21 protein-coding genes and 1 pseudogene are annotated in these 21,517 nt (G+C 68.4%); 6 read left to right on the top strand and 16 right to left on the bottom strand.

What is annotated here, in order from left to right; translation table 11 throughout:
* The first annotated feature begins 181 nt into the window (after positions 1-181).
* Genes AC1VAN_RS02140 through AC1VAN_RS02130 form a run of 3 tightly spaced genes read left to right on the top strand, consistent with a single transcriptional unit; the run spans position 182 to position 2,587 of the window.
* Positions 182-751, top strand: a complete 570-nt coding sequence (locus tag AC1VAN_RS02140; protein WP_032976852.1) for a DUF1190 domain-containing protein — start codon at positions 182-184, stop codon at positions 749-751.
* Between the two features lie 7 nt (positions 752-758).
* Entirely contained in the window at positions 759-1,937 is a 1,179-nt protein-coding gene (locus AC1VAN_RS02135) for a glutathionylspermidine synthase family protein (RefSeq protein WP_025877526.1), read from the top strand.
* Positions 1,937-2,587 (top strand): hypothetical protein, encoded by a 651-nt coding sequence (locus AC1VAN_RS02130; protein ID WP_442251317.1) that lies wholly within the window; start codon positions 1,937-1,939, stop codon positions 2,585-2,587. Before AC1VAN_RS02135 ends, AC1VAN_RS02130 begins: the two co-directional genes overlap by 1 nt.
* A gap of 144 nt (positions 2,588-2,731) precedes the next feature.
* Here AC1VAN_RS02130 and AC1VAN_RS02125 read toward each other — a convergent pair whose 3' ends face one another.
* From AC1VAN_RS02125 to AC1VAN_RS02080, 10 genes and pseudogenes are all read right to left on the bottom strand, one after another.
* Positions 2,732-4,030, bottom strand: a complete 1,299-nt coding sequence (locus AC1VAN_RS02125) for a DUF58 domain-containing protein (protein WP_480985182.1) — start codon at positions 4,028-4,030, stop codon at positions 2,732-2,734.
* Entirely contained in the window at positions 4,027-5,013 is a 987-nt protein-coding gene (locus AC1VAN_RS02120; protein ID WP_025877520.1) for an AAA family ATPase, read from the bottom strand. Before AC1VAN_RS02120 ends, AC1VAN_RS02125 begins: the two co-directional genes overlap by 4 nt.
* Entirely contained in the window at positions 5,010-6,200 is a 1,191-nt protein-coding gene (locus AC1VAN_RS02115; protein WP_442251319.1) for a DUF4350 domain-containing protein, read from the bottom strand. The genes AC1VAN_RS02120 and AC1VAN_RS02115 overlap by 4 nt, the downstream gene beginning before the upstream one ends.
* Positions 6,197-7,831 carry a DUF4129 domain-containing protein gene (locus AC1VAN_RS02110; RefSeq protein WP_312964868.1) on the bottom strand — a complete coding sequence of 545 codons (1,635 nt, stop codon included), beginning with the start codon at positions 7,829-7,831 and terminating at the stop codon, positions 6,197-6,199. The genes AC1VAN_RS02115 and AC1VAN_RS02110 overlap by 4 nt, the downstream gene beginning before the upstream one ends.
* Complete coding sequence (locus AC1VAN_RS02105) at positions 7,821-8,813, bottom strand: stage II sporulation protein M (RefSeq protein ID WP_312964866.1); 993 nt, start codon at positions 8,811-8,813, stop codon at positions 7,821-7,823. Before AC1VAN_RS02105 ends, AC1VAN_RS02110 begins: the two co-directional genes overlap by 11 nt.
* Complete coding sequence (locus AC1VAN_RS02100; RefSeq protein ID WP_480985181.1) at positions 8,810-9,499, bottom strand: RDD family protein; 690 nt, start codon at positions 9,497-9,499, stop codon at positions 8,810-8,812. The genes AC1VAN_RS02105 and AC1VAN_RS02100 overlap by 4 nt, the downstream gene beginning before the upstream one ends.
* A gap of 124 nt (positions 9,500-9,623) precedes the next feature.
* Positions 9,624-9,974, bottom strand: a pseudogene (locus tag AC1VAN_RS02095) (gamma carbonic anhydrase family protein); the annotation flags it as partial.
* A gap of 51 nt (positions 9,975-10,025) precedes the next feature.
* Positions 10,026-10,844: a nucleotidyltransferase domain-containing protein gene (locus AC1VAN_RS02090; RefSeq protein ID WP_478013578.1), complete on the bottom strand. Its 819-nt coding sequence runs from the start codon at positions 10,842-10,844 to the stop codon at positions 10,026-10,028.
* 103 nt (positions 10,845-10,947) lie between these two features.
* On the bottom strand, positions 10,948-12,837 hold the full coding sequence (gene mnmG / locus AC1VAN_RS02085) for a tRNA uridine-5-carboxymethylaminomethyl(34) synthesis enzyme MnmG (protein ID WP_480985180.1): 1,890 nt from the start codon (positions 12,835-12,837) through the stop codon (positions 10,948-10,950).
* A 558-nt stretch (positions 12,838-13,395) separates the two neighbouring features.
* Complete coding sequence (locus AC1VAN_RS02080; RefSeq protein WP_032952020.1) at positions 13,396-13,863, bottom strand: hypothetical protein; 468 nt, start codon at positions 13,861-13,863, stop codon at positions 13,396-13,398.
* 159 nt (positions 13,864-14,022) lie between these two features.
* Here AC1VAN_RS02080 and AC1VAN_RS02075 point away from each other — a divergent pair, with 159 nt between their 5' ends.
* The gene (locus AC1VAN_RS02075; RefSeq protein ID WP_025877505.1) at positions 14,023-14,985 is read left to right on the top strand and encodes a pyridoxal-phosphate dependent enzyme; all 963 of its coding nucleotides are present in this window, start codon (positions 14,023-14,025) and stop codon (positions 14,983-14,985) included.
* Positions 14,982-15,614: a YdcF family protein gene (locus AC1VAN_RS02070; protein WP_025877503.1), complete on the top strand. Its 633-nt coding sequence runs from the start codon at positions 14,982-14,984 to the stop codon at positions 15,612-15,614. The genes AC1VAN_RS02075 and AC1VAN_RS02070 overlap by 4 nt, the downstream gene beginning before the upstream one ends.
* A 153-nt stretch (positions 15,615-15,767) precedes the next feature.
* On the opposite strand, the gene bioC is transcribed toward AC1VAN_RS02070, so the two are convergent.
* From bioC to bioB, 5 genes are all read right to left on the bottom strand, one after another.
* Positions 15,768-16,652: a malonyl-ACP O-methyltransferase BioC gene (gene bioC / locus AC1VAN_RS02065; RefSeq protein ID WP_025877501.1), complete on the bottom strand. Its 885-nt coding sequence runs from the start codon at positions 16,650-16,652 to the stop codon at positions 15,768-15,770.
* Between the two features lie 12 nt (positions 16,653-16,664).
* Entirely contained in the window at positions 16,665-17,444 is a 780-nt protein-coding gene (locus AC1VAN_RS02060; RefSeq protein ID WP_480985179.1) for an SDR family oxidoreductase, read from the bottom strand.
* A gap of 29 nt (positions 17,445-17,473) precedes the next feature.
* Complete coding sequence (gene bioH / locus AC1VAN_RS02055; protein ID WP_480985178.1) at positions 17,474-18,253, bottom strand: pimeloyl-ACP methyl ester esterase BioH; 780 nt, start codon at positions 18,251-18,253, stop codon at positions 17,474-17,476.
* 18 nt (positions 18,254-18,271) lie between these two features.
* The gene (gene bioF / locus AC1VAN_RS02050) at positions 18,272-19,495 is read right to left on the bottom strand and encodes an 8-amino-7-oxononanoate synthase (protein WP_480985177.1); all 1,224 of its coding nucleotides are present in this window, start codon (positions 19,493-19,495) and stop codon (positions 18,272-18,274) included.
* Positions 19,496-19,562: 67 nt separating this feature from the next.
* Entirely contained in the window at positions 19,563-20,573 is a 1,011-nt protein-coding gene (gene bioB, locus AC1VAN_RS02045; RefSeq protein ID WP_480985176.1) for a biotin synthase BioB, read from the bottom strand.
* Positions 20,574-20,730: 157 nt separating this feature from the next.
* Here bioB and AC1VAN_RS02040 point away from each other — a divergent pair, with 157 nt between their 5' ends.
* Positions 20,731-21,303: a DUF3658 domain-containing protein gene (locus AC1VAN_RS02040; protein WP_032976865.1), complete on the top strand. Its 573-nt coding sequence runs from the start codon at positions 20,731-20,733 to the stop codon at positions 21,301-21,303.
* On the opposite strand, the gene AC1VAN_RS02035 is transcribed toward AC1VAN_RS02040, so the two are convergent.
* The coding region (locus tag AC1VAN_RS02035) for an H-NS histone family protein (RefSeq protein ID WP_480985175.1) at positions 21,290-21,517 on the bottom strand (228 nt) is incomplete at its 5' end. The two genes, AC1VAN_RS02040 and AC1VAN_RS02035, sit on opposite strands and share 14 nt — an antisense overlap.

The following is a 21,517-nucleotide window of genomic DNA, read 5'->3' as shown; positions in this document are numbered from 1 at the left end:
CAACCGGACCCACCCCGCCTCCGACAGGTGGCCGTGGGCCAGTAGATCCACGCCATGCGTGGATCAAGCTCGGGATGACAACGAAAATGAAATTCCGTTCATCTTTCCTACTTTGCCGATTCCGGTTGTTGGCCCGGATTTGGCATGATGGGGCATTGTTCCGACTTGAAGGCATGAGGCCATGAAACGTTCCCGCACCACTGCGCTGCTGCTGATGAGCGCTGCGCCGCTGCTGTTCACTGCCTGCCAGAAGGAAGAGCAGGTGCAGGTGCAGGAAGGCCTGTATACCTCGGTGGAGGCCTGCACCACGGCTACCGCTGATCCTTCGGCGTGCCGCAATGCGTTTGCCGAGGCGCAGAAGAAGTCTGCCGACGCAGCGCCGAAGTACGCGACCAAGGAAGCCTGCGAACAGGATTACAAGCCTGAGCAGTGCGTGCAGCAGCACACCTCGGCCGGCACCTCGTTCATCGGTCCGATGATGATGGGCTTCTTCATGTCGCAGATGCTGAGCAACCGCGGTGGCCTGGCCCCGCAGGCGCCGGCTTCGGCGCCGGCCTACCAGGACAAGAGCGCCGGTTGGGCGCGTCCTGCCCCGGGCGGCAGCGGCGGCCTGAACACCGCCAGCGGCATCGGCGCGGGCAAGGCCGGGCTGGCCCCGGTCAGCAGCGAACCGAACCGTGCGGTGACCGCCAGCCGCAGCGGCTTTGGCAGCACCAGTGCGCGCCGCAGCGGCAGCAGCGTCGGCGGCTGATCGACCCATGCAACGTATCCGTATTGCCGAGCGCGCCCAGTGGCGCGCGCGCGCGGAGGAAGCCGGTTTCCGCTTCCACACCATCGACGGCCAGCCGTACTGGGATGAAAGCGCGTATTACGCGTTCACCCTGCGCCAGATCGAGCAGGACATCGAAGATCCCAGCGCCGAACTGCACCAGATGGCGATGGACCTGGTCGGCGATGTCATCGCCAGCGAGCGCCTGATGGACCAGCTGGCGATCCCCGCGCATTACCGCGACTGGATCGCCGACAGCTGGCGCCAGCGCCAGCCGCACCTGTACGGGCGCCTGGACCTGGCCTACGACGGCACCGGCCCGGCCAAGCTGTACGAACTGAACTACGACACGCCGACCTCGCTGTTCGAAGCCAGCTTCTTCCAGTGGCAGTGGCTGGAGGACCAGCGCAACGCCGGCCGCCTGCCGCAGCACGCCGACCAGTTCAACGCGATCCATGAAGCCCTGGTCGAACGCTTCGGCGAACTGGCCACGCAGCTGCCGCCGCCGCTGTATTTCAGYGCGGTGGGGAGCTCGGACGAAGACCGCGGTACGGTCGAGTATCTGCGCGACTGCGCTTCGCAGACGGGCCTGCACGGGCAGGCGATCGCCATCGAGGACATCGGCCTGTCCGAAGACGGGCGCTTCACCGCGCTGGACGATACGGTCATCGGCACGCTGTTCAAGCTGTACCCGCTGGAAGACCTGATGGCCGAGGAATTCGGTCGCGCGCTGCCGGGCTCGGGCGTGCAGCTGCTGGAACCGGCATGGAAGGCGGTGCTGAGCAACAAGGGCATCCTGCCGCTGCTGTGGCAGCGCAATGTCGGCCATCCGAACCTGCTGGAAGCACACTTCGATGACGGCAGCGCGCTGGCCTCGGGCTGGGTGCGCAAGCCGCTGTTCTCGCGCGAAGGTGCCAACATCGAGATGCACCTGGCCGACGGCAGCACGCAGCGCAGCGACGGTCCGTACGACGGTCCGGCGATCCTCCAGCGTGCGCATCCGCTCACCCGTTTCGAAGGCGGTTACCCGCTGATCGGCAGCTGGGTGATCGGCGACCACGCCTGCGGCATCGGCATCCGCGAGGACGACAGCGCGATCACCCGCGACAGTGCGCGCTTCGTGCCGCACGCGATCATCGACGAAGCGCCGACGCGGATCTACGTCTGATGGCGGTGCAACGCCCGCCCGGTCGGCGCGGGCGTCCTGCTCCCGTGCCGGGCCGTCACTTCGACGATGGTCGCGGCCTGAATGCGTTCGCCGACCGCATCGCGGTGCGCTGCCACCGCTGCGATACGCCGGGCTGGGTGCTGGCGAGCTGGCAGCCCTACCGTTGGACGGTGCGTTTCCGCTGCACCGGCTGCAGCGTTGCGCTGGACAGTGGCGACTGGGTGGGCGCGGTGTGCATGCAGGGGCGTCGGCCGTGCGGGTACTGCGGGCACCAATGGCTGTACGTGCATCGCCGGATCGCGTCGGGCGTTCGTTCGCCGGCCACCTTTCCCGCACGATGTGGGCAATGTGGGCGCAGCAGCGATGTCGACGTGTCGGCCACCCCGCTGCGCGATGCCGAGCCGGCTGATCCGCACTTCGGCCTGCCGCTGCATCTGGTCGAGCCGACCCGCGCAGGTCTGCTTTGGGCCTACAACGCCGAGCATCTGCAGGCGCTGCACGACTACGCCGCAGCTACGCTGCGTGAGCACGGCGGCGTACGCAACAGTTCGATGTTCTCGCGGCTGCCGCAGTGGATGAAGCTGGCGCGTCATCGCGTGCTGTTGCAGCGTGCGGTGGAGCGGCTGCAGAAGCGCTTGCTGCAGGGGTAGTGCCGGCCGCTGGCCGGCAACCGCTGTTGGTAGAGACCGGCCTTGGTCGGCGCCGTTGATTGTGTGCCAACCAAGGTTGGCATCTACCAAGGCGATGTGTCGGTAGCGCCGGGCCATGCCCGGCGAGCGCAGCGGTCCGACAGGTCAGAGCAGCCCTTCGCGCTTCACCGCCAGATAGCGCTCCACCAGCGCGGCGGGCAGGGCATCGGCCGTGACGTCCAGCACCATCACCCGTTCGGCACGCAGCGCGTCATGCGCCTGCGCGCGCTGTTGCAGGTACAGCGCGGCGGCACCGGCCTGCGCGGCATCTTCCACCGTGTGTACCTCACCTTCCAGCGCAGCATCCAGCTCGCGCTCGCGCAGGCTGGCTACGCACACCAGATGACGGCGCTGCAGCAGGCGCACCGCCGCAAGCAGGTCTTCGATGTCCTCGTCGCGCACGTTGCTGACCAGCATCACCAGCGCGCGCCGGGGCTGGCGCAGTGAGACTTCGGTGGCGGCAGCCAGATAATCGGTGGCCACGGCCTGCGGCTGCAGGTCGTAGCTGGCGCGCAACAGATGCTGCACCGTGTCCATGCCGCGCTGCGGCGCCACCCAGCGACRCTCGCCGCCTACCGCGAACAGGCCGGCAGCATCGCCTTGGCGCAATGCCAGGTAGGCCACCACCAGCGAGGCGTTCAAGGCATGGTCGAAATGCGAGAGTCCACCTTCGCTGGCCAGCATGCGCCGGCCGCTGTCGAGCATCAGCAGCAGCTGCTGGTTCTTCTCGTCCTGGTACTCGCGCGAGATCAGCTTGCGGGCGCGGGCGGTGGCCTTCCAGTCGAGCTGGCGCAGGCTGTCGCCGATGCGGTACTCGCGCATCTGGTGGAAGTCGGTGCCTTCGCCACGGCGGCGCTTCACATGTGCACCGACCAGTCGCGAGGCCTGGTCGGCACTGAACAGCGCAAATCGGGTGAGTGGCACGAAGTTGGGATAGACCCGCACCTCCAGCGCCGGTGGCAGCGTGCGTTGCTGCCACCACAACCGCCATGGCGAGCGGATGCGCAGCTGCACGCCTTCGAAGGCAAAGCGACCGCGCTGCTGCGGCTGCACGTGGTAATGCAGCGAACTGGCATGGCCCGCCCGCAACTGCACGCGTTGCGGCAGTGATTCCAGTGGCCAACCGCCTGGCACCAGATCGAATACCTGTACCTGCATGGCCTGCCCGGACTGCAGGCGCAGGCCGATCTCGCGGCGCACGCCCAGTGCCAGGGCCTCGGGCACGTCGCGCTCGACGCTGGGCGGTGGTCGTCGCCGCTGCCGCCACAGATCAACCAGTGCCACCACCGCAACCAGTGCGCCGGCCAGCGCCCAGCTCCAGCGTGGCAGCAGCCCGGCCAGCACCACGCCGCCCAGCGCAGCCCAGGCCAACAACAACGCCAGCAGCAGCGGCGCAGGCCTCATCGGCGCGGCGCTTCCACCTTGGCCAGCAGCGCACCCAGCACGTCGTCGGCACCCTGGCCTTCGATCTGCAGCTCCGGTGCCAATGCAATGCGGTGGCGCAGGGCAGGGCGGGCGATGTCGCGCACATCATCGGGGGTGACGAAGTCACGACCGGCCAGCACCGCCTGCGCGCGCGAGGCACGCACCAGGGCGATGCTGCCGCGTGGGCCGGCGCCGACGGCGATGCCCGGCCACTGCCGGGTGGCGGCGACGATGCGCACCGCGTAGTCGATCACTTCGTCATCCACGGTGATTGCCGCGGTGGCCTGCTGCAACGCCAACAGTTCGCCGGCACCGAGCACGCGCGGCACCTGGCTCAGGTCGAAATCACTGGCGGCACGGCCGCTGGTGATCGCCGCGACCATGCGCTTCTCGTCCTCCAGCTGCGGATAGTCGATCAGCACCTTCAGCAGGAAACGGTCCAGCTGCGCTTCCGGCAGCGGATAGGTGCCTTCCTGTTCCAGCGGGTTCTGCGTGGCCAGCGCCATGAACGGCGGTGCCAGGGTGAAGGCCTTGCCTTCGATGGTGACCTGGCCTTCCTGCATCACTTCCAGCAGCGCGGACTGGGTCTTGGCCGGGGCCCGGTTGATCTCGTCGGCCAGCAGCAGGTTGGTGAACACCGGGCCGCGACGGATCTTGAAGCTCTCGCTCTTCGGGTCGTACACCGCATGGCCGCTGACGTCGCTGGGCATCAGGTCGGGGGTGAACTGCACGCGGCCATAGTCCAGTTCCAGTGCCTGCGCCAGCGCGCGCACCAGCAGGGTCTTGCCGAGGCCGGGCACGCCTTCGATCAGCACGTGGCCACCGGCCAGCAGGGCGACCAGGATCTGGTCGAGCACATCGGCCTGGCCGATGAAGGCGTGGCCGACGGCCTGGCGGATGGCGTCGACGCGTTCGATCAGGCGGGCGGTGGCGGCCGCCGGAAGTTCAGGGGCATCGGTCATAGCAGGGATCTCATCTGGAGCAGCAAGCGGATGCGCTCGCGCAGGGCGGAGGAATCATGCGGCGAAGGCGGAGTGAGTGCACTGGCGACTCGACTGACGGGCCATTGCAACACTGCGGCGATGGCCTGGTCACGCGCAGCACCGTCGAGTGCGGCAGCCAAGGGCGCGCGCAGGCGCAAGCGGTGCAGGAACAGCGCCTGCACGGCCAGGTACAGGCGCGTGCCATGGCCGAAGCGCAGCAGCAGTTCGCCACTGGCGCGGACGTGTTCCAGCAACGAACGGCGTTCGACCACCGGCGCGGGCAGGGCACTGCCGAAGCGTTGCGCGCGTGACCACAGCCAGCCGAGGATCGCCAGCAGCAGCGGCACCCACAGCGGCCAGCCCTGGTAGAAGATGCGCGCGCCCAGCGAGGGCGGGCGGCTGCCGTATACCAGCCACATCGTGCCGCGCCCATAGTTGGGATCGAGCAGGTAGCGCGTCAGGTCGCGGTGCGAGAGGTCATGCAGGCCATCGCGGGCAACGGCATCGGCGTCGACAGGGCGGCGGCGTGTTGATGCGGACGGGCCTTCACCGCGCATGACGTCCATATCCGCCAGCACGTCGATGCGGCCCTTGCCATGCGGCAGGCGCGCGAACACCAGTCCTTCCTGGCCACCCCAGCGGCGCTCGGCCGTGGCGTTGGCCTGGAAGCCCAGGCTGAAGCGCCGACCGCCGCAGAACTCGACGTGGCTGGGATCATCCACCACGTGGAAGGGTTGGCAGTCGCTGCCATGGAACAGGCTGTCCACGCCGATCCTGTCCAGCAGGGGGCCCTGCGTGCTGCTGGCATCGTCCTCGGCCGGTGGCTGCGTGCGCAGCAGCAGATGGCCACCCGTGCCGACCCAGTCCAGCAGGGCCTGCGCAGTGCGCGGCGGCATGTCGGCGGTATCCTGCAGCAATACCACCGTATCGGTGGCGGCCAGTGGCATCTGTGCCAGGTCCAGCCGCTGCCGGGACTGCACCTCGATGCCGTCGGCGCGCAGCGCCTGGCCCAGCACATACAGCGGGTTGTAGCTGGCTTCGCCCTGCGGCGGCAGCACGATGGTCTCGGTCACCTTTTCGTGCGTGCGCAGGAACAGGATGGTCAGCGGCACCCCGAGCAGGACCAGCGCGCCGAGCAGCAACGACCAGAACAGGCGCGGGCTCATGCCTGCCACCCGTACTGCTGGCGCAGCGTGCTGGCCAACGCGTCGAAATCGCTGCGGGTAGGCAGGCGCCCGCCGTATGCGGCGTACTGCCACATGCGCACGATGCGCGCGAACAGTTCACGGTCGGTGCTGTCGGACATGCGCCGCGAGGCACGCAGGCACTGTGCTTCGGTGGCACCGGGCGGCAACGCGATGCCGGTGCGCTCCACCAGCGTGCGCACGCTGGCGCGATAGAGCAGCGCCAGTGCCTGCCGCGGCCGTCCCTGGTCCCACAGCAGCCCGGCCTGGGTCGCCACATCCGGCGGCAGCACCACCGGCATTTCCACCTGCTCTTCGGTAATCTGCGGTGCCTGCTTTTCCTTGCGGCGGCCGGAACCGCGCAACCACGGCAGCCACAGCCGCGCGGTCAACAGCAGCACCAGCAGCAGGACCCCCCACAGCCCCCACAGGCCCCATTCGGCGAGCCGGGCCAGCCACAACTGGCCGCTCTTGCGCGACGTACGGTCCGCGTTGCTGCTGCTGTCCTTCTGCAGCTCTTTCTTGTCTTTCTGCTTCTCGGCGGCGTCTTCGATCGGCTTCCATCGGCTGACCTGCCGCGTCGGCCGCTGCAGCGGATCTTCGTAGGCGCGGTTCACGGCCTGGCGGAAGCCAGCGGTATCCACCGGCGTGTCGCCGAAGATCAGCGCCGGTGTATTGGCCGGATCGTTTTCCGCAGTGGCCGCTTCTTCGGCTTCTTCAGCGTCTTCCGCTTCTGCGTCTTCATCGGCGCTGGCCGTGGTGGTCTGCGCGGCGTCCGGCGTGCCGGCGTCCTGTGCGTGCACGGGCGCCAACGGCAGCGCCAGGCACAACAGCAGCACCAACGAAGAGGCGACCGGCAGCAGGCGTTCGCGCAGGCGGCGCAGGGCGATTTCCACGTCCCAGGCTTCCATCTGCGTGCGTCGGTTCAAGTACAGGCCGAAGCCGGCGCCCACGTAGAACGGCCCGATCAGCGCCGCCGCCAGCCAGCACAACAGGTTGAGGCCAAGCTTGGCCCACGCAGGCGCCTCCACGCTGACCATCGCCCACGCTGCGCGCCAGGATTCGGGCAGCAGTTCCAGCGGGATGAAGATGAAGATAGTGGCGATCGCGCCCACCACCAGCACCAGTTCGAATGCCAGGCAGATCACCGCCAGCACCAGCGCAGGGCCCGCAGCGCCGGCAGCGACTGCACGCCGGCGYGGGCCACGCTGGGCGGGCGCATTGCCCTCCAGCAGATTGACCGGCAGGCACAGGCTGCGCAGGCCGCTGAAACGGCGCCAGCCCAGATAGCCCCAGAACCCGCTGCCGCCCCACTGCCGCTGTGCGCGCAGCGCATCGCGCGGGCCGACCCGTTCGCCGAAGATGCCGCGCGAGAGCACGTACAGCGGTGCGCCTTCGAACAACGGTTTGCACCACCACATCGCCAGCCACGCCCAGCCGAAGGCATCCAGCCACCAGGCCAGTGCATTGAACAGCACGAACAACGGTGCACTGGCCAGCAGCCAGCTGCCCCACACACCGCGTGCGTGGCGGCGGGCCAGCGCGCTGCCCAGCTCCATCGCTTCCCAGCTGCTGCGCGCGCGCAGCACCACGTCCAGGTGGTCAATCCGCATGGCCACCTCCGCGTCCACCGCGCCACAGCCACAGCAGTACGCCGGCCCACAGCACCCCGGCCACGCTGAACTTCACTGCAGCCGGAATGCCGGCGATGGAGGACCAGAACGCTTCCACGAACGCGGCCAGCAGCAGCATGAAGGCCACGCCCAGGCACAGCCGCGCGCCGATGCGCCCGCCTTCGACCAGCGCATCCAGGCGGCGCCGCCGCCCGGGAGCCAGCAGTTTCATGCCCAGCTGCAGGCCGGCGCCGCCGGCAATCACGATCGCGGTCAGCTCGAACGCACCGTGGCCGGCCACAAAGCGCCAGAACGGGCCGCCATGGCCGATGTGCTGCAGGTGGCCGGCTACCGCGCCGATGGTGATGCCGTTGAACAACAGCACCAGCAACGTGCCCAACCCCGCCAGCAGGCCGCTGGCGAAGGTGCGCAGGGCGATGCTGATGTTGTTCATGATGTAGTAGCCGAACATCATCCAGTCGGTGCCGCTGTCGCGGCCCAGGCGCTCGGCGGATGGATCGTACATGCGCTCCATCTCGGCGATCTGGCCGTTGTCCATCAGCAGGTGGATGCTGTCCGGGTACACCTGCACCAGCACGAAGCAGGCCAGCGCCGGCACTGCGAACATCGCCAGCGCTGCCCACATGCTGCGCGCTTGGCTGCGCACCAGCAGCGGAAAATCAGCAACCAGGAATTCCAGCGCGCGCCGCCAGCGGGTCGGCGGCGTGCGGTACAGCACGCCATGGCCGTGCTGCATCAACTGCTGCAGGCGTTGCACCAGCTGCGGGCTGTAGCCGCGTTCGCGGGCCAGCGCCAGCTGCTGGCACAGCCGTCGGTAACGCTGCGGGAAGCTGACATCGCCGGCTTCTTCCGCGCCCGGCCTGCGCCGACGCCGACGCGAGGCACCGGCGCGATGCTGCAGCCACTGCTCCAGGTCATGCCATTCCTGTTGATGGCGGGCGACGAACTGCTCCTGCTTCATCGTCGTCCCAGCAACCAGTTGGCCATTGCATACAGGCGCAGCACGCCGACCTGGCCGGACGCGCTGGTCAACGGCTCGGCGATGCCGGCCAGTTCCTGCTGGCGTGCGGGTGACAGGCGTGGCGCGCGCTCGGCGAAGGCCATCACCGCCGCCTGTTCCTCCGGCCGCAGCGGTTGCGGCGGCGCCAGCGCGCTGTCGATGGTGGCCGGCGGCGGCAGGTAATGCGGCGGTGCATGTACCACCATCGTGCCGGCAACCAGATCGCCCAGGCGGCGGCCATGCGGATCGAACAGGCTGCTGATCAGGCCCAGTGCGTAGCCGAAAGGCAGCATGTCCACGGTGCGCAGCAGGTTGCGGGTGATCGAGGCCATCCAGCCCACCGGTGCGCCATCCTGCGCGAGCACCCGCAGGCCCAGCACGCGCTTGCCGAGGGTACGGCCCCACAGCGCTTCGCAGACGATGGGGTAGGCCCACATCAGCAGGAACATCAGCGCCATGTACAGGCCGCGGCCGAACTCATCGAGCAGGGCCAGCGGAATGGACAGCGCGGTGAGCGCGCCGAAGCGGACGGCCAGGTCGATCAGCCAGGCCAGCGCACGCGGCATCGGGCCGGCCGCAGGCAACTGCAGCGRCACACCTTCCGGCGTTACCACCTCGCGGTAGGTATCGAGCATCGGCGCGGCCATCAGCGCGATGGCCGCCGAAGTGGGCGCTGGAGTCCTCTCCGGCGTGCAGCCACGGGCATGGGGGTCTCGACGGTTCCTGGTCGGGCCCAGACTTTAGCAGAGCCCGGCCATTGGCGAGGCGGCCTCAGCCCAGGTATTCGTCCTTCAGCCGCACGTAGTGGTCGGCCGAATAGTGCAGCGACTCGATCTCCTTGTCGCTGAGCGTGCGCGCCGGACGGGCAGGGTTGCCCACCCACAGCTCGCCCTCGCCCACCACCTTGCCGGGGCCGACCACCGCACCGGCACCGACGAAGCCATGGCGCTCGACCCGGGCACCGTCGAGGATGCACGCGCCCATGCCGATCAGGCTGTAATCGCCGATGCTGCAGGCGTGGATGATGCAGCCATGGCCGACGGTGACGCCTTCGCCGATCAGGGTCGGGTAGCCGGCCTTGTTGTACGGGCTGTGGTGGCTGACGTGGATGATCGTGCCGTCCGGTTCTGCCGAAGGTGTATCGGGTTGCCGGCCAGCGGCCGGCTGTACCCCTTAGTGCTGCGCGTGTTCGGCCAGCATCTGCCGGAACAGGGCATCCAGCCATGGACCATCGCCATGCCCGGCGGGCAACTGCGGAGCCTCGGCGCGCGTGGCCATTTCCTGGTCGATGTAGTCGCTGATGGCGATGATGCGGGGACCGGCCGTCACTTCGGCGCTGGCACGCTTAACCACCAGCAGCGCTTCGATCGCCCCGCGTACCGGGCCATCCGGCAGCAAACGCTCCAGCAGATGCTCGAATGCCATGGGCGGTGGGCTGGACTCGCTTTCGATCCACTGGCAGGCCAGCAGCGCGCGCAGCACGTACAGATACTTCTTGGTGCTGATGGCCCCGCCGCCGAGATGTCGGCTGTACGTGGTGCGCGCCATGCTCATGTAGTGCCACCAGCTGCCCAGCGGCGAGTAGAAGCGCTGGGCAGCCTCCCAGAGCTGCGCCACGGCAGCATCGTTCTGCTGGTAGATGATCGGCGAACGCAGCCATTCGATCAGCGTCGGGTTCGACTTGGATACCAGCCGCAGTGCCTTGCGCAAATCCCAGCCGCTGACGTCCAGCTCGTCGTCGATCGGCAGTTCGATCACATCGCGCTGCGCCTCGCCCGGGCCGGTGCTCTCGTTGACACTCAGGTACCAGGGCTGGCGGTGCACGTAGATGAAGCGTGCATCGTAGTCGCTGTCCGGCGACGAGAAACCCCAGCCGCGGCTGCCCGATTCGCAGGCCAGCAGCACGCGCACGTCGTGCGTGCGTTCGATGTCGGCCAGGGTGGCCAGGATGGCGGCGCGCTTGTCCGCCGCGATCGGATGGATGCCGTCCATGCAAGGAAGCTCCTGCTGTTGTTGCGTCGAGCCGATCGACTCTACAGGCAGCAGGCGGATACGTGTAGCGCCAGGCCATGCCCGGCGCACGCGATCATCGGGGCTATGCCACGCGTCCGCGCCGTGCGCGCTCCAGGTGCACCAGCAGCAGCGAGATCGCCGCCGGGGTCATGCCCGGAATGCGCTGGGCCTGGCCGATGGTCTGCGGACGCACCCGCTCGAGCTTCTGCAGCGCTTCGGCCGACAGCCCGCGCACGATGGCGTAGTCGAAATCGCCGGCAATCGGCGTTGCTTCATGGCGCTGCTGGCGCTCGATCTCCTCGCGCTGGCGATCCAGGTAACCGGCGTACTTCACCCCGATTTCCACCTGTTCGGCCACCTTGCCATCGGCCACGGCCGGGCCGAGCGAGGGCACCCGCATCAGTTGCGCGTAATCCAGTTCCGGGCGCTTGATCAGGTCCAGCACGTTGGTTTCGCGGCTGACCGCCACGCCCAGCGTTTCCTGCACTTCGCGGCCCAGCGCATTGGCCGGCGTGGCCCACAGCGCGCCCAGGCGCGTGCGCTCGGCGGCTACGGCAGCCTGCTTGGTTTCGAAGGCCCGCCAGCGACGATCATCGACCAGGCCCATGTCGCGGCCGGTCGGGGTCAGGCGCTGATCGGCGTTGTCTTCGCGCAGCTGCAGGCGGTACTCGGCGCGGCTGGTGAACATGCGGTACGGCTCGTTGGTGCCGTGGGTGATCAGGTCATCCACCAGCACGCCGAGGTAGGCTTCRTCGCGACGCGGGCACCAGCCCTCGAGGCCACGCACCTGGCGAGCGGCGTTGAGGCCSGCCAGCAGSCCYTGKGCSGCMGCTTCTTCRTAACCGGTGGTGCCGTTGATCTGGCCGGCGAAGAACAGGCCGTTGACCAGCTTGGTTTCCAGCGAAGCCTTCAGCCCGCGTGGATCGAAGAAGTCGTACTCGATGGCATAGCCGGGGCGGGTGATGTGCGCGTTCTSGAARCCRCSGATGCTGCGCACCAKCKCCAGCTGCACGTCGAACGGCAGCGAGGTGGAAATGCCGTTGGGRTAGATCTCGACGATGCCCAGGCCTTCGGGCTCGACGAAGATCTGGTGGCTGGCCTTCTCGGCAAAGCGCACCACCTTGTCCTCGATGGAGGGGCAGTAGCGCGGGCCGATGCCTTCGATCTGGCCGCTGTACAGCGGCGAACGGTGCAGGGCGTCGCGGATGATCTGGTGGGTCTGCTCGCTGGTGTGGGTGATCCAGCAGCTGACCTGCTGCGGATGCTCATCCACCGAGCCGAGGAAGGACATCACCGGGCGCGGCGTGTCGCCGGGCTGCTCGTCCATCACGCTGTAGTCCAGCGAACGGCCGTCGATGCGCGGTGGCGTGCCGGTCTTCAGGCGGTCCACCTGGAACGGCCGCTCGCGCAGGCGTGCAGCCAGCGTGGTGGCGGGCGGATCGCCCATGCGGCCGGCTGCGTACTGGGTCGGGCCGACGTGGATCTTGCCGGCCAGGAAGGTGCCGGCGGTCAGCACCACGGCCTCGGCATCGAAACGCAGGCCGGTCTGGGTGATGACCCCGCGCACGTGGTCGCCCTCGATGACCAGGTCATCCACCGCCGCCTGGAACACGGTCAGGTTGGCCTGGCCCTCGACGATGGCGCGGATCGCCATGCGGTACAGGTTGCGGTCGGCCTGGCAGCGGGTGGCGCGCACGGCCGGGCCCTTCGAGGCGTTGAGGGTGCGCCACTGGATGCCGGCGCGGTCGGCGGCATGCGCCATCGCACCGCCGAGGGCGTCGATTTCCTTGACCAGATGGCCCTTGCCGATACCACCGATGGCCGGGTTGCAGCTCATCGCTCCCACCGTTTCGATGTTGTGGGTCAGCAACAGGGTGCGCACGCCGGTACGGGCCGCAGCCAGCGCGGCCTCGGTGCCGGCGTGGCCACCGCCGATGACGATGACGTCGTAACGATGGAAGGAGTCGATCATGGGGGCTGTTCAGCAAGGGGCAGGCGCAGCCGGAGACGGCGCCGGGGTGGCGATTTTAGCGCCAATCGGGGCAGGGACGTTGGCGCCGGCCGGCCGGCGTCGAAATCAACCCTAAAGTTGGCAGGATTTTTGCAGATAACCCAATAGCACCCACCGTGGCTGGCGCCGCGGGCGCTGGTGACCGGAATTGGAACAGGGGCCGGTACAGGCGCACGGTGGGGAAGCAGAGGGGCCGGCAGTCGGGGGACTGTCCGGCCCTGTTTTTTGGGGCGGCTGGGAACGCGGCATCCACGCATGGCGTGGATCTAGTGTCCCGCGCGCCCTGGTGTCCCAAACAACAAACGGCCCCGCAGTGCGGGGCCGTTCGTCTTTAAAGGTGCCGACATCCGACAGGGCCGGAACAGGGGGGATCCAGAYGTTCCTGTCGGATATCGACGTAGAGCTGTTTGGGACGGGCCCTTAACGCTTTTGTCACTTTGTGACGCTGGCCGTCACCACCTGCGTAGATTGAGGCTTGGACCGTGTGAAATGCAAGATGGAACAAGCGTCAACTGTGCGCTATCTCTCACGATCCATGGCACGCCAGGGGGAACTGTTCATCCTCGGCGCACGCGGAGCCGGAGCCGGACGCGCCTGCGGCGGCGGCGAGGGGCGCTCGACCCGCTGTGCAGGCTGCGGCGGTCGACGCATCGAATCCATGTTGCGCCAGGGCGAGCCGCCATTGTTCTGGCGCGGCGGCGGTGGCGGGCGGTTTTCGCCGCCGTTGCCGGGACGCGGTGGCGGGCGGTGGTTGTGGTGCGGCGGGCGGTAGATCGGCCGCTGGTAGTAAGGGCCGCCATAGCCGTAATAGCCACCGCCGCCGTAATACGGATAGCCGTAGTCGGCCGGGTAGCCATAGGGGTAGCGGTACTCCACCGACGGCGCACCGTGGTAGTAGCCACCGCCGCGGCCACCGACATAGTCATAGGTGGTGCAACCGGTCAGGGCCAGCAGCAGGCCACCGGCAAGCATCAGGCGCGTTTTCATGATGGGTCCCCCCAGAGGACGGGTATGCAGGCAGCTTCAGCCGCCGGCGTTGAATCAGCCCTTAATTCCGCCGGCCAGGATGAATGGCGGTGTAGGCATGCATGCTGGCATGACCGATGGCGCCCTCGCCAGCGCGGGGCCATACGTTAATCTTGCGTCATGAGCGATTCACTGTTGCCCCGCGCTGATGACGTCCTCGCCGCCGCCGCGCGGATCGCGCCCCATGCCAGCGTGACCCCGGTGCTGCGCTCGCGCACGCTGGATGCGTTGGCCGGTGCGCAACTGGCGTTCAAGGCCGAGCACCTGCAGCGCGGCGGCGCGTTCAAGTTCCGCGGTGCGTGCAATGCGGTGTGGTCGCTGGATGCCGATCACGCCGGTGCCGGTGTGGTGACCCATTCCTCCGGCAATCACGGTGCCGCTTTGGCGCTGGCTGCCCGCACACGGGGCATTCCCTGCCATGTGGTGGTGCCGGAAGGGGCCGTGGCCGCCAAGCTGGCCAATATCGCCCGGCATGGCGCCACCCTCTGGCGCTGCCCGGCCACCATTGCCGACCGCGAGGCCACCTGCGCCAAGGTGCAGGCCGATACCGGCGCCACTCTGGTCCATCCGTACACCAACCCCGCGGTGATCGCCGGGCAGGGCACGGCCGCGCTGGAGCTGCTGCACAGCGAGGGGCCGTTCGACGTGCTGGTGGTGCCGGTGGGCGGTGGTGGCCTGGCCAGTGGCACTGCGTTGGCCCTGCAGCACGCCAGCCCGGGCACGCGGCTGGTGCTGGCCGAGCCGGCCGGTGCCGACGACACCGCCCGTTCGCTGGCGACCGGCAAGCGCCAGGAGGCATTTACCCCGGACACGATCTGCGACGGACTGCGCACGCTGATCGGCGCACCCAACTTCGCGCTGCTGCAGGCGGCGGGCGCCGAGGTCATCGTGGTTGACGATGCCGCCACCGTGGCGGCGATGCGCCTGCTGTGGGACGTGCTCAAGCAGGTGGTCGAGCCATCCTCGGCGATCGTGCTGGCAGCGGTGCTTGCGCAGCCTGCGCGCTTCGCCGGCCTGCGCGTTGGACTGGTGCTGTCCGGCGGCAATGTCGATCTGCCTGCCCTGCGTTGGGGAGCGCCATGAGCCGCGGCCGCCATCGCGAACGTACCGGCCTGCTCGGTTGGGTGTGGCGGTTGTTCGTACTGCTGGTGATCTGGCTGCTGGGCGTGACCGCCTGGATCGTCTGGGTCGGCGAGCGCGACCAGGCGGCCAAGGCGGACGCGATCATCGTGCTGGGTGCGGCGGCCTACGATGCCAAGCCCTCGCCGGTGTTTGAAGAGCGCATCCGCCACGGCCTGGATCTGTACGACGCCGGCTACGCGCCACTGCTGATCTTTACCGGAGGCTACGGCGGCACCGGTGCGCGCTTCTCGGAATCGCAGGTGGCCCGGCGCTATGCGCTCAAGCACGGCATTCCCGATGAGGCGATCCTCATCGAGACCGCCTCGCGCAATACCGTGCAGAACCTGGTCGAGGCCAAGCGGCTGATGGACCAGCGCAAGCTGCATTCGGTGATCATCGTCAGCGACCCGCTGCACATGGCGCGCGCGCTGCGCCTGAGCAAGGCGCTGGGCATCCAGGCGTTGGCCTCGTCCACGCCCAGCACGCGCTTCCGCAGCTTCCATACCAGCTGGCGTTTCCTGGTGCAGGAGATCTACTTCTTCCACCGCGACCTGGTACGGCCGCCGTTGAGTTCACCGGCCAATACCTGAGCGGCTGCCGCTGCGCTCGCCGGGCATGGCCCGGCGCTACCCATAACGCGCGCCTGGCCGGGACCTGCTTTTGGTAGTTGCCGACCTTGGTCGGCACGGGAAGCACAGCGCCGACCAAGGTCGGCATCTACCAGTGCGGATCGCGTGCCGACATCAGGTCTGCTTGCGCCGGATCGGGATCGCCGACACCGGCACGGAAGCAATGTCATGCCCACCTTCGCGGATCGGCGCGCCCGGATCCGGCGCCCAGGCATGGGCGTAGATTACTTCCCAGCTGCTGGGCAGCTTGCCATCGGCACGGCGCATCGGTTCGTACGCCGCCGCTGCCGCCGCGAACCGCCCCCGGCCGGTCAACGTATGGCGGCGATCGACCCGTGCGTTGGTCGCGCCCATCGCGCGCAGCTCGCGCATCAACGAGGGCAGGTCGTCGTAGGTCAGGGTGAACAGGTCGCGGTCCAGAACTGGATCACGGAAGCCGGCCATCATCAGCGCATCGCCGAACTGGGCGATCTGCGCGAAGCGGCTCACGTGCGGGCGGTCGTCGGCGGCGGCGAAGGCCTCGTTGAGCTCGACCAGCGTTTCCGGCCCGAACGTCGAACACACCAGCAACCCACCGGGCTTGAGCACACGGCGGAAACCGGCGAACACCGCCGGCAGGTCGTCCACCCACTGCAGGCACAGGTTGCTGAAGATCACATCGACGCTGTTGTCGGCCAACGGCAGCGCCGTGGCATCGGCGGCCAGGCGCTGGAACGGCTTCCACCAGCCGGCCTGGCGCTTGGCCTGGTCGAGCATCGGCAGTGCCACGTCCAGCGCGATCACCTGCGCCTTCGGCCAGCGCTTCTTCATCAGCGCACTGGCATGGCCGGTGCCGGCACCGATATCCAGCACCACCTCCGGCTTGCGTGCCTCCAGGTAGTCCAGCGATTCCAGCAGCCGCGACTGCACCTCGCGCTGCAGGGCGGCGGCAGCGTCGTAGCTGGTGGCGGCGCGGGCGAAGGCGCGGCGGACATGGCGGGCATCGAAGTGGGACGGCATTGCAGAAGTCTCTTAGAACGTACCGGGGTAGGCGCCGCCGTCGATCAGCAGGTTCTGCCCGGTGAGGTAACCGGCCTGTGCACTGCACAGGAAGGCGCAGGCGGCGCCGAATTCATCCGGCGTGCCGAAACGGCCGGCGGGAATCTGCTGGCGGCGGCGTTCGGCCACCGCCTGCACGTCCCCGTCCTGGCCGGCGGCGTGGGCGAAGTTGGCGCGCAGGCGGTCGGTATCGAACTGGCCGGGCAGCAGRTTGTTGATCGTGACGTTGTGGACGACGGTGCGCCGCGCCAGCCCGGCGACGAAGCCGGTCAGGCCGCTGCGCGCGCCGTTGGACAGCGCCAGCGCGTCGATGGGTGCCTTCACCGATGACGAGGTGATGTTGACGATGCGGCCGAASCSGCGCKCGATCATSSCGTCCACGGTGGCGCGGATCAGCGCRATCGGCGYCAGCATGTTGGCGTCCAGCGCGGCGATCCAGTCGTCGCGCTCGAACGTGCGGAAGTCGCCCGGCGGCGGGCCGCCGGCGTTGGTCACCAGGATGTCGACCTGCGGGCAGGCGGCCAGCGCCTGGGCGCGGCCCGCCTCGGTGGTGACGTCGGCGGCGATCGCCCGCACTCCAGCGGCACCGGGCAGCGTACGCAGTTCTTCAGCCGCGGCCTGCAGCGCAGCGTCACCGCGGGCGACGATGACCACGTTCACGCCTTCGCGCACCAATGCGCGCGCGCAGCCAAGGCCAAGCCCCTTGCTGGCGCCGCAGACCAGTGCCCAGCGGCCGGAAATGCCCAGATCCATGCGTCAGTCCTGCACAAGCTTAGGAAGGCTCATTGTCCGCCATCGGCCGGTGACAGGCCGGCAATGAAGTGTTGCAGGGCGGCTGCAACGTCATCGGCGTGGCCGAGGAAGGGGGCGTGGCCGCCATGACCCACGGTCAACGACTGCCCCCCGGGCGCCAGCGCGGCAGCGGCCTGCATCGCCGCCGGCGAGACCAGACGGTCACGCTGGCCGRCAATCCACAGGCTGGGCTTGCCCAGTGCGGGCAGGGCACCGCGCAGGTCGGTGTTCTCCAGCAGCTGCAGGCCCTCGTGCAGTGCGCGTTCGGTGGGCGCTCCGCGTTCGACCAGGCGCTGCCGCAGCGTGCGCAGTTCCTCGCGGGCATGCGCCGAACCCATCACGTCCAGTGCCAGGAAACGTTCCAGGGTGCCACTGAAGTCCTGCGCGAGGTCACGACCGAACTGCTCGAATACCGATGGCTCCGCCGCATGCGGCCAGTCATCGCCGCGCACGAAGCGCGGCGTGGCGGCGATCATCGCCAGACCGCGCACCTTCGGCAGCGTGGCCGCCGCGTGCAGCGCGAACAGACCGCCCAGTGACCAACCGCACCACACCGCTGGCGGCGTGGCCGCGGCAATGGCATTGACCACGAACGGCAGGCGCAGCGGGGTGCTGTCATCGCGGCTGTGGCCATGGCCGGGCAGGTCGACCAGATGCAGCGTGAATCGATCGGCCAGGCGCTGCACCAGCGGCGCAAACACGCCGCCCTGCAGGGCCCAGCCGTGGATCAGTACCAGGTCCGGCCCATGGCCGGTCACTTCAATATGCATGGGGAACTACACGATCACTCAGGCCAGCGCCGGTAACGACGGCGGCAGCACTTCGCGCGCGGCAAAGGCCACGCGGTCGCGTGCAACGGCGATGGCTTCGACCAGGCCGCGTACCTGCTCGGTGGTGTGCAGCGCGGACAAGGTGACGCGCAGGCGCGCCTTGCCTTCCGGCACGGTCGGTGGGCGGATCGCGCCGACCAGCCAGCCGGCCTGCTCCAGCGCCTGCGACATCGCCATGGCAGTGTGGTCGTCGCCACACAACAGCGGCTGGATCGGCGTTTCCGATGCCATCAGATCCAGCCCATGACGTCGCGCTTCGCTGCGGAACAGGGCAATCAGATCGGCCAGCTTCRCCCGCCGCCAATGATCGCGGCGGGCCAGGCGCACCGCTTCCAGTGCGGATGCCGCCAGCGCCGGCGCCATGGCGGTGGTGTAGATGTAGGGGCGTGCGGTTTCGGCCAGGTGCTCGATCAGGTCTTCGCGGCCGAGCACCAGCGCGCCGGAACCGCCGAGCGCCTTGCCCAGGGTGACCAGCTGCAGCGGCACATCGTCCACGCCCAGGCCGGCGGTGGCGACCGCGCCACGACCATCGCCGAGCACGCCCACGCCATGCGCATCGTCCACGTAGAACAGCGCCTGCTGCAGGCGCGCGACCAGCGACAGCGCACGCAGCGGCGCGATATCGCCATCCATGCTGAAGACACCGTCGGTAGCCAGCATCGCTGCGCCATCGGGCGCATGCTTGAGTTGGCGCATCGCACCTTCCGCGTCCAGGTGCGGGTAGCGGCGCAGGCGCGCGCCGGCCAGCCGGGTAGCATCGAGCAGACTGGCGTGGTTGAGCTTGTCCTGCACGCAGACATCGTTCTCTTCGCCCAGCAGCGCCTGCTGCACGGCCAGGTTGGCGGTGAAGCCACTGCCGAACAGCAAGGCACGCGGGTAACCGAGCCACTCGGCCACTTCGCGTTCCAATGCGTCGTGCAGCGCGTGGTGGCCGCAGACCAGATGCGAGGCACCGGCACCGGCGCCTTCGCGCGCAGCGGCATCCTGCAGTGCGTTGACCACGCTGAACTGCTGGGCCAGGCCCAGGTAATCGTTGCTGCAGAAGCCTGTCAGCCAGCGCCCATCGACTTCCAGGCGCACGCCATCGCGACGGGTGACCGTGCGCCGCGGGCGGCGACGGCCTTGTGCATCGCGCAACGCGCGCTGGGCTTGGAGGCGGGCGGTCAGGTCGGGGCGTGCCATGGCGGCTGGATGCGGCGACGGGGCGGCTAGGGTAGCGCGTTGCCGCGACGCCTGCTTGGCCGCCGGCTCAGGCCGCGTGGGCGCAGCCGCAGCCGGGGCCATCGGCGCTGATATCGGCATGCACGGTGCCGCCATGGTCATGACCGTCGGCGTCCACCTGCACCGCCATCGGCTGCAGGCCCAGGCGTGCGAACAAGGCCATGTCGCGCTCGCTCTCCGGGTTGCCGGTGGTCAGCAGCTTGTCGCCATGGAAGATGGAGTTGGCGCCGGCGAGGAAGCACAGCGCCTGCAGCTCGTCACTCATCGCCTCGCGGCCGGCCGACAGCCGCACCATCGAATGCGGCATGGCGATGCGGGCCACGGCGATCATGCGCACGAACTCGAACGGGTCCAGCTCGGCACTGCCATGCAGCGGCGTGCCGGCCACCTGCACCAGCTTGTTGATCGGCACCGAATCGGGATGCGCCGGCAAGGTGGCCAGSGCCAGCAGCAGGCCGRCSCGCTGCKCGCGKGTYTCRCCCATGCCRACGATSCCGCCGCAGCAGGTCTTCARCCCSGCATCGCGCACATRGSCCAGCGTATCCAGGCGMTCCTGGTACTGCCGGGTGTGGATGATCGACTCGTAGTAGTCCAGGCCGGCGTCCTTCAACGCGCGCGCCTGCTCGCCACTGAGCATGCCCAGCGTGGCGCAGGTTTCCAGGCCCAGCGCTTTCACCCCGGCGATCATTGCTGCCACCTTGGGGATGTCGCGGTCCTTCGGCGAACGCCACGCTGCACCCATGCAGAAACGCGAGGCACCGGCCGCTTTGGCTTGGCGGGCCTTGGCCAGCACCGCATCGGTGTCCATCAGCTTCTGTGCGTTGACCCCGGTGCTGTAGCGCTGCGCCTGCGGGCAGTACGCGCAGTCTTCCGGGCAGCCACCGGTCTTCACCGACAACAGCGTGGAGACCTGCACCTGGGCCGGGTCGAAATGCTCGCGGTGGACGGCGGCGGCGCGGAACAGCAGTTCCGGGAAGGGCAGGTCGAACAGCGCCTGCAGTTCGTCGTGGTGCCAGTCGTGGCGGATGGCGGTTGCCATGGCGGGACCTTGGAAGGGCTGGAGCGAGGGCGCAGTCTGGGTGGGGTTGGGAACGCTGTCAACTATTAATATAAAATAGTGGTTTACAGGAAGTCGTCGCCCGCGTCAGTTGCAGCGGTGCTAAGTTCGCCGCTACGCATGGAATGTGAGAATCGGCATGGACACGCACAAGAACGCCGCAACCCTTCGCAACGCTGTGCTGTGCAGCCTGGCTGATCTGCCCGATGGAGGCTTGCGCGTGGTAATGGATGACCTGCGGAAATCGGACACCGCCGGTATGTGGCAGCACCGCACGTTCGTTACGTTCAAGGACTATCCACCAGGCATGCTTGCCGACCCGGTAGGCCTGTCCGAAGCGGAGTTGGCAGACTTTGGCTTCTTCGTGCTGGTCCGCCTGCTGGCTGTAAATGGCCGGCTGGCTGACACTGACGACGCGCCGGACTGCGATGCGCACCTCACCAACGAACAGCGGCACCGCATCGCAGCGCTGACCGAGGAGGACGTCGCGCGGATCGATCAGCAGCTGCTTTCCCACTGTGACGGTCAGTTCCGCAAAGTCGCCTATATCGTGGGCACGGCGATGTCGTTGGATCCCGAACGTCCGCCGGGAATTCCAGAGGTGTTCTACGCAGGGCGTGTGCGCAAGCTGGTCGAGCGTGGCGCGCTGCAGGCTGCCGGCGACCTGTCGCGCATGCGCTACAGCGAAGTGCGCCGGGTCAGCTCTGCTTGAAGACGGTTCTCTGCCCGATCGCGCTGGACTTTCGAACGTCGGACCGGCCCAACCCGGGAATCAGGAAATCGGCAGGGCTGCGGCCATGCTTGGTCTTCTCGGCAAGCCAGCGCGGCATCCGGCCGCGGCCCGACCACGTATTGCGCTTGTTGTCCGGGTCGCGGTACTTGGCCGCCACCTTGCCCGCCTTGCGCCGTGTGGCAGGTTTGCGGAC

It is taken from the genome of Stenotrophomonas sp. 05L44_2 (assembly GCF_056665995.1).
Note: the sequence above shows the minus strand (reverse complement) of the source record. Positions and strands in the feature narration are given on the sequence as shown.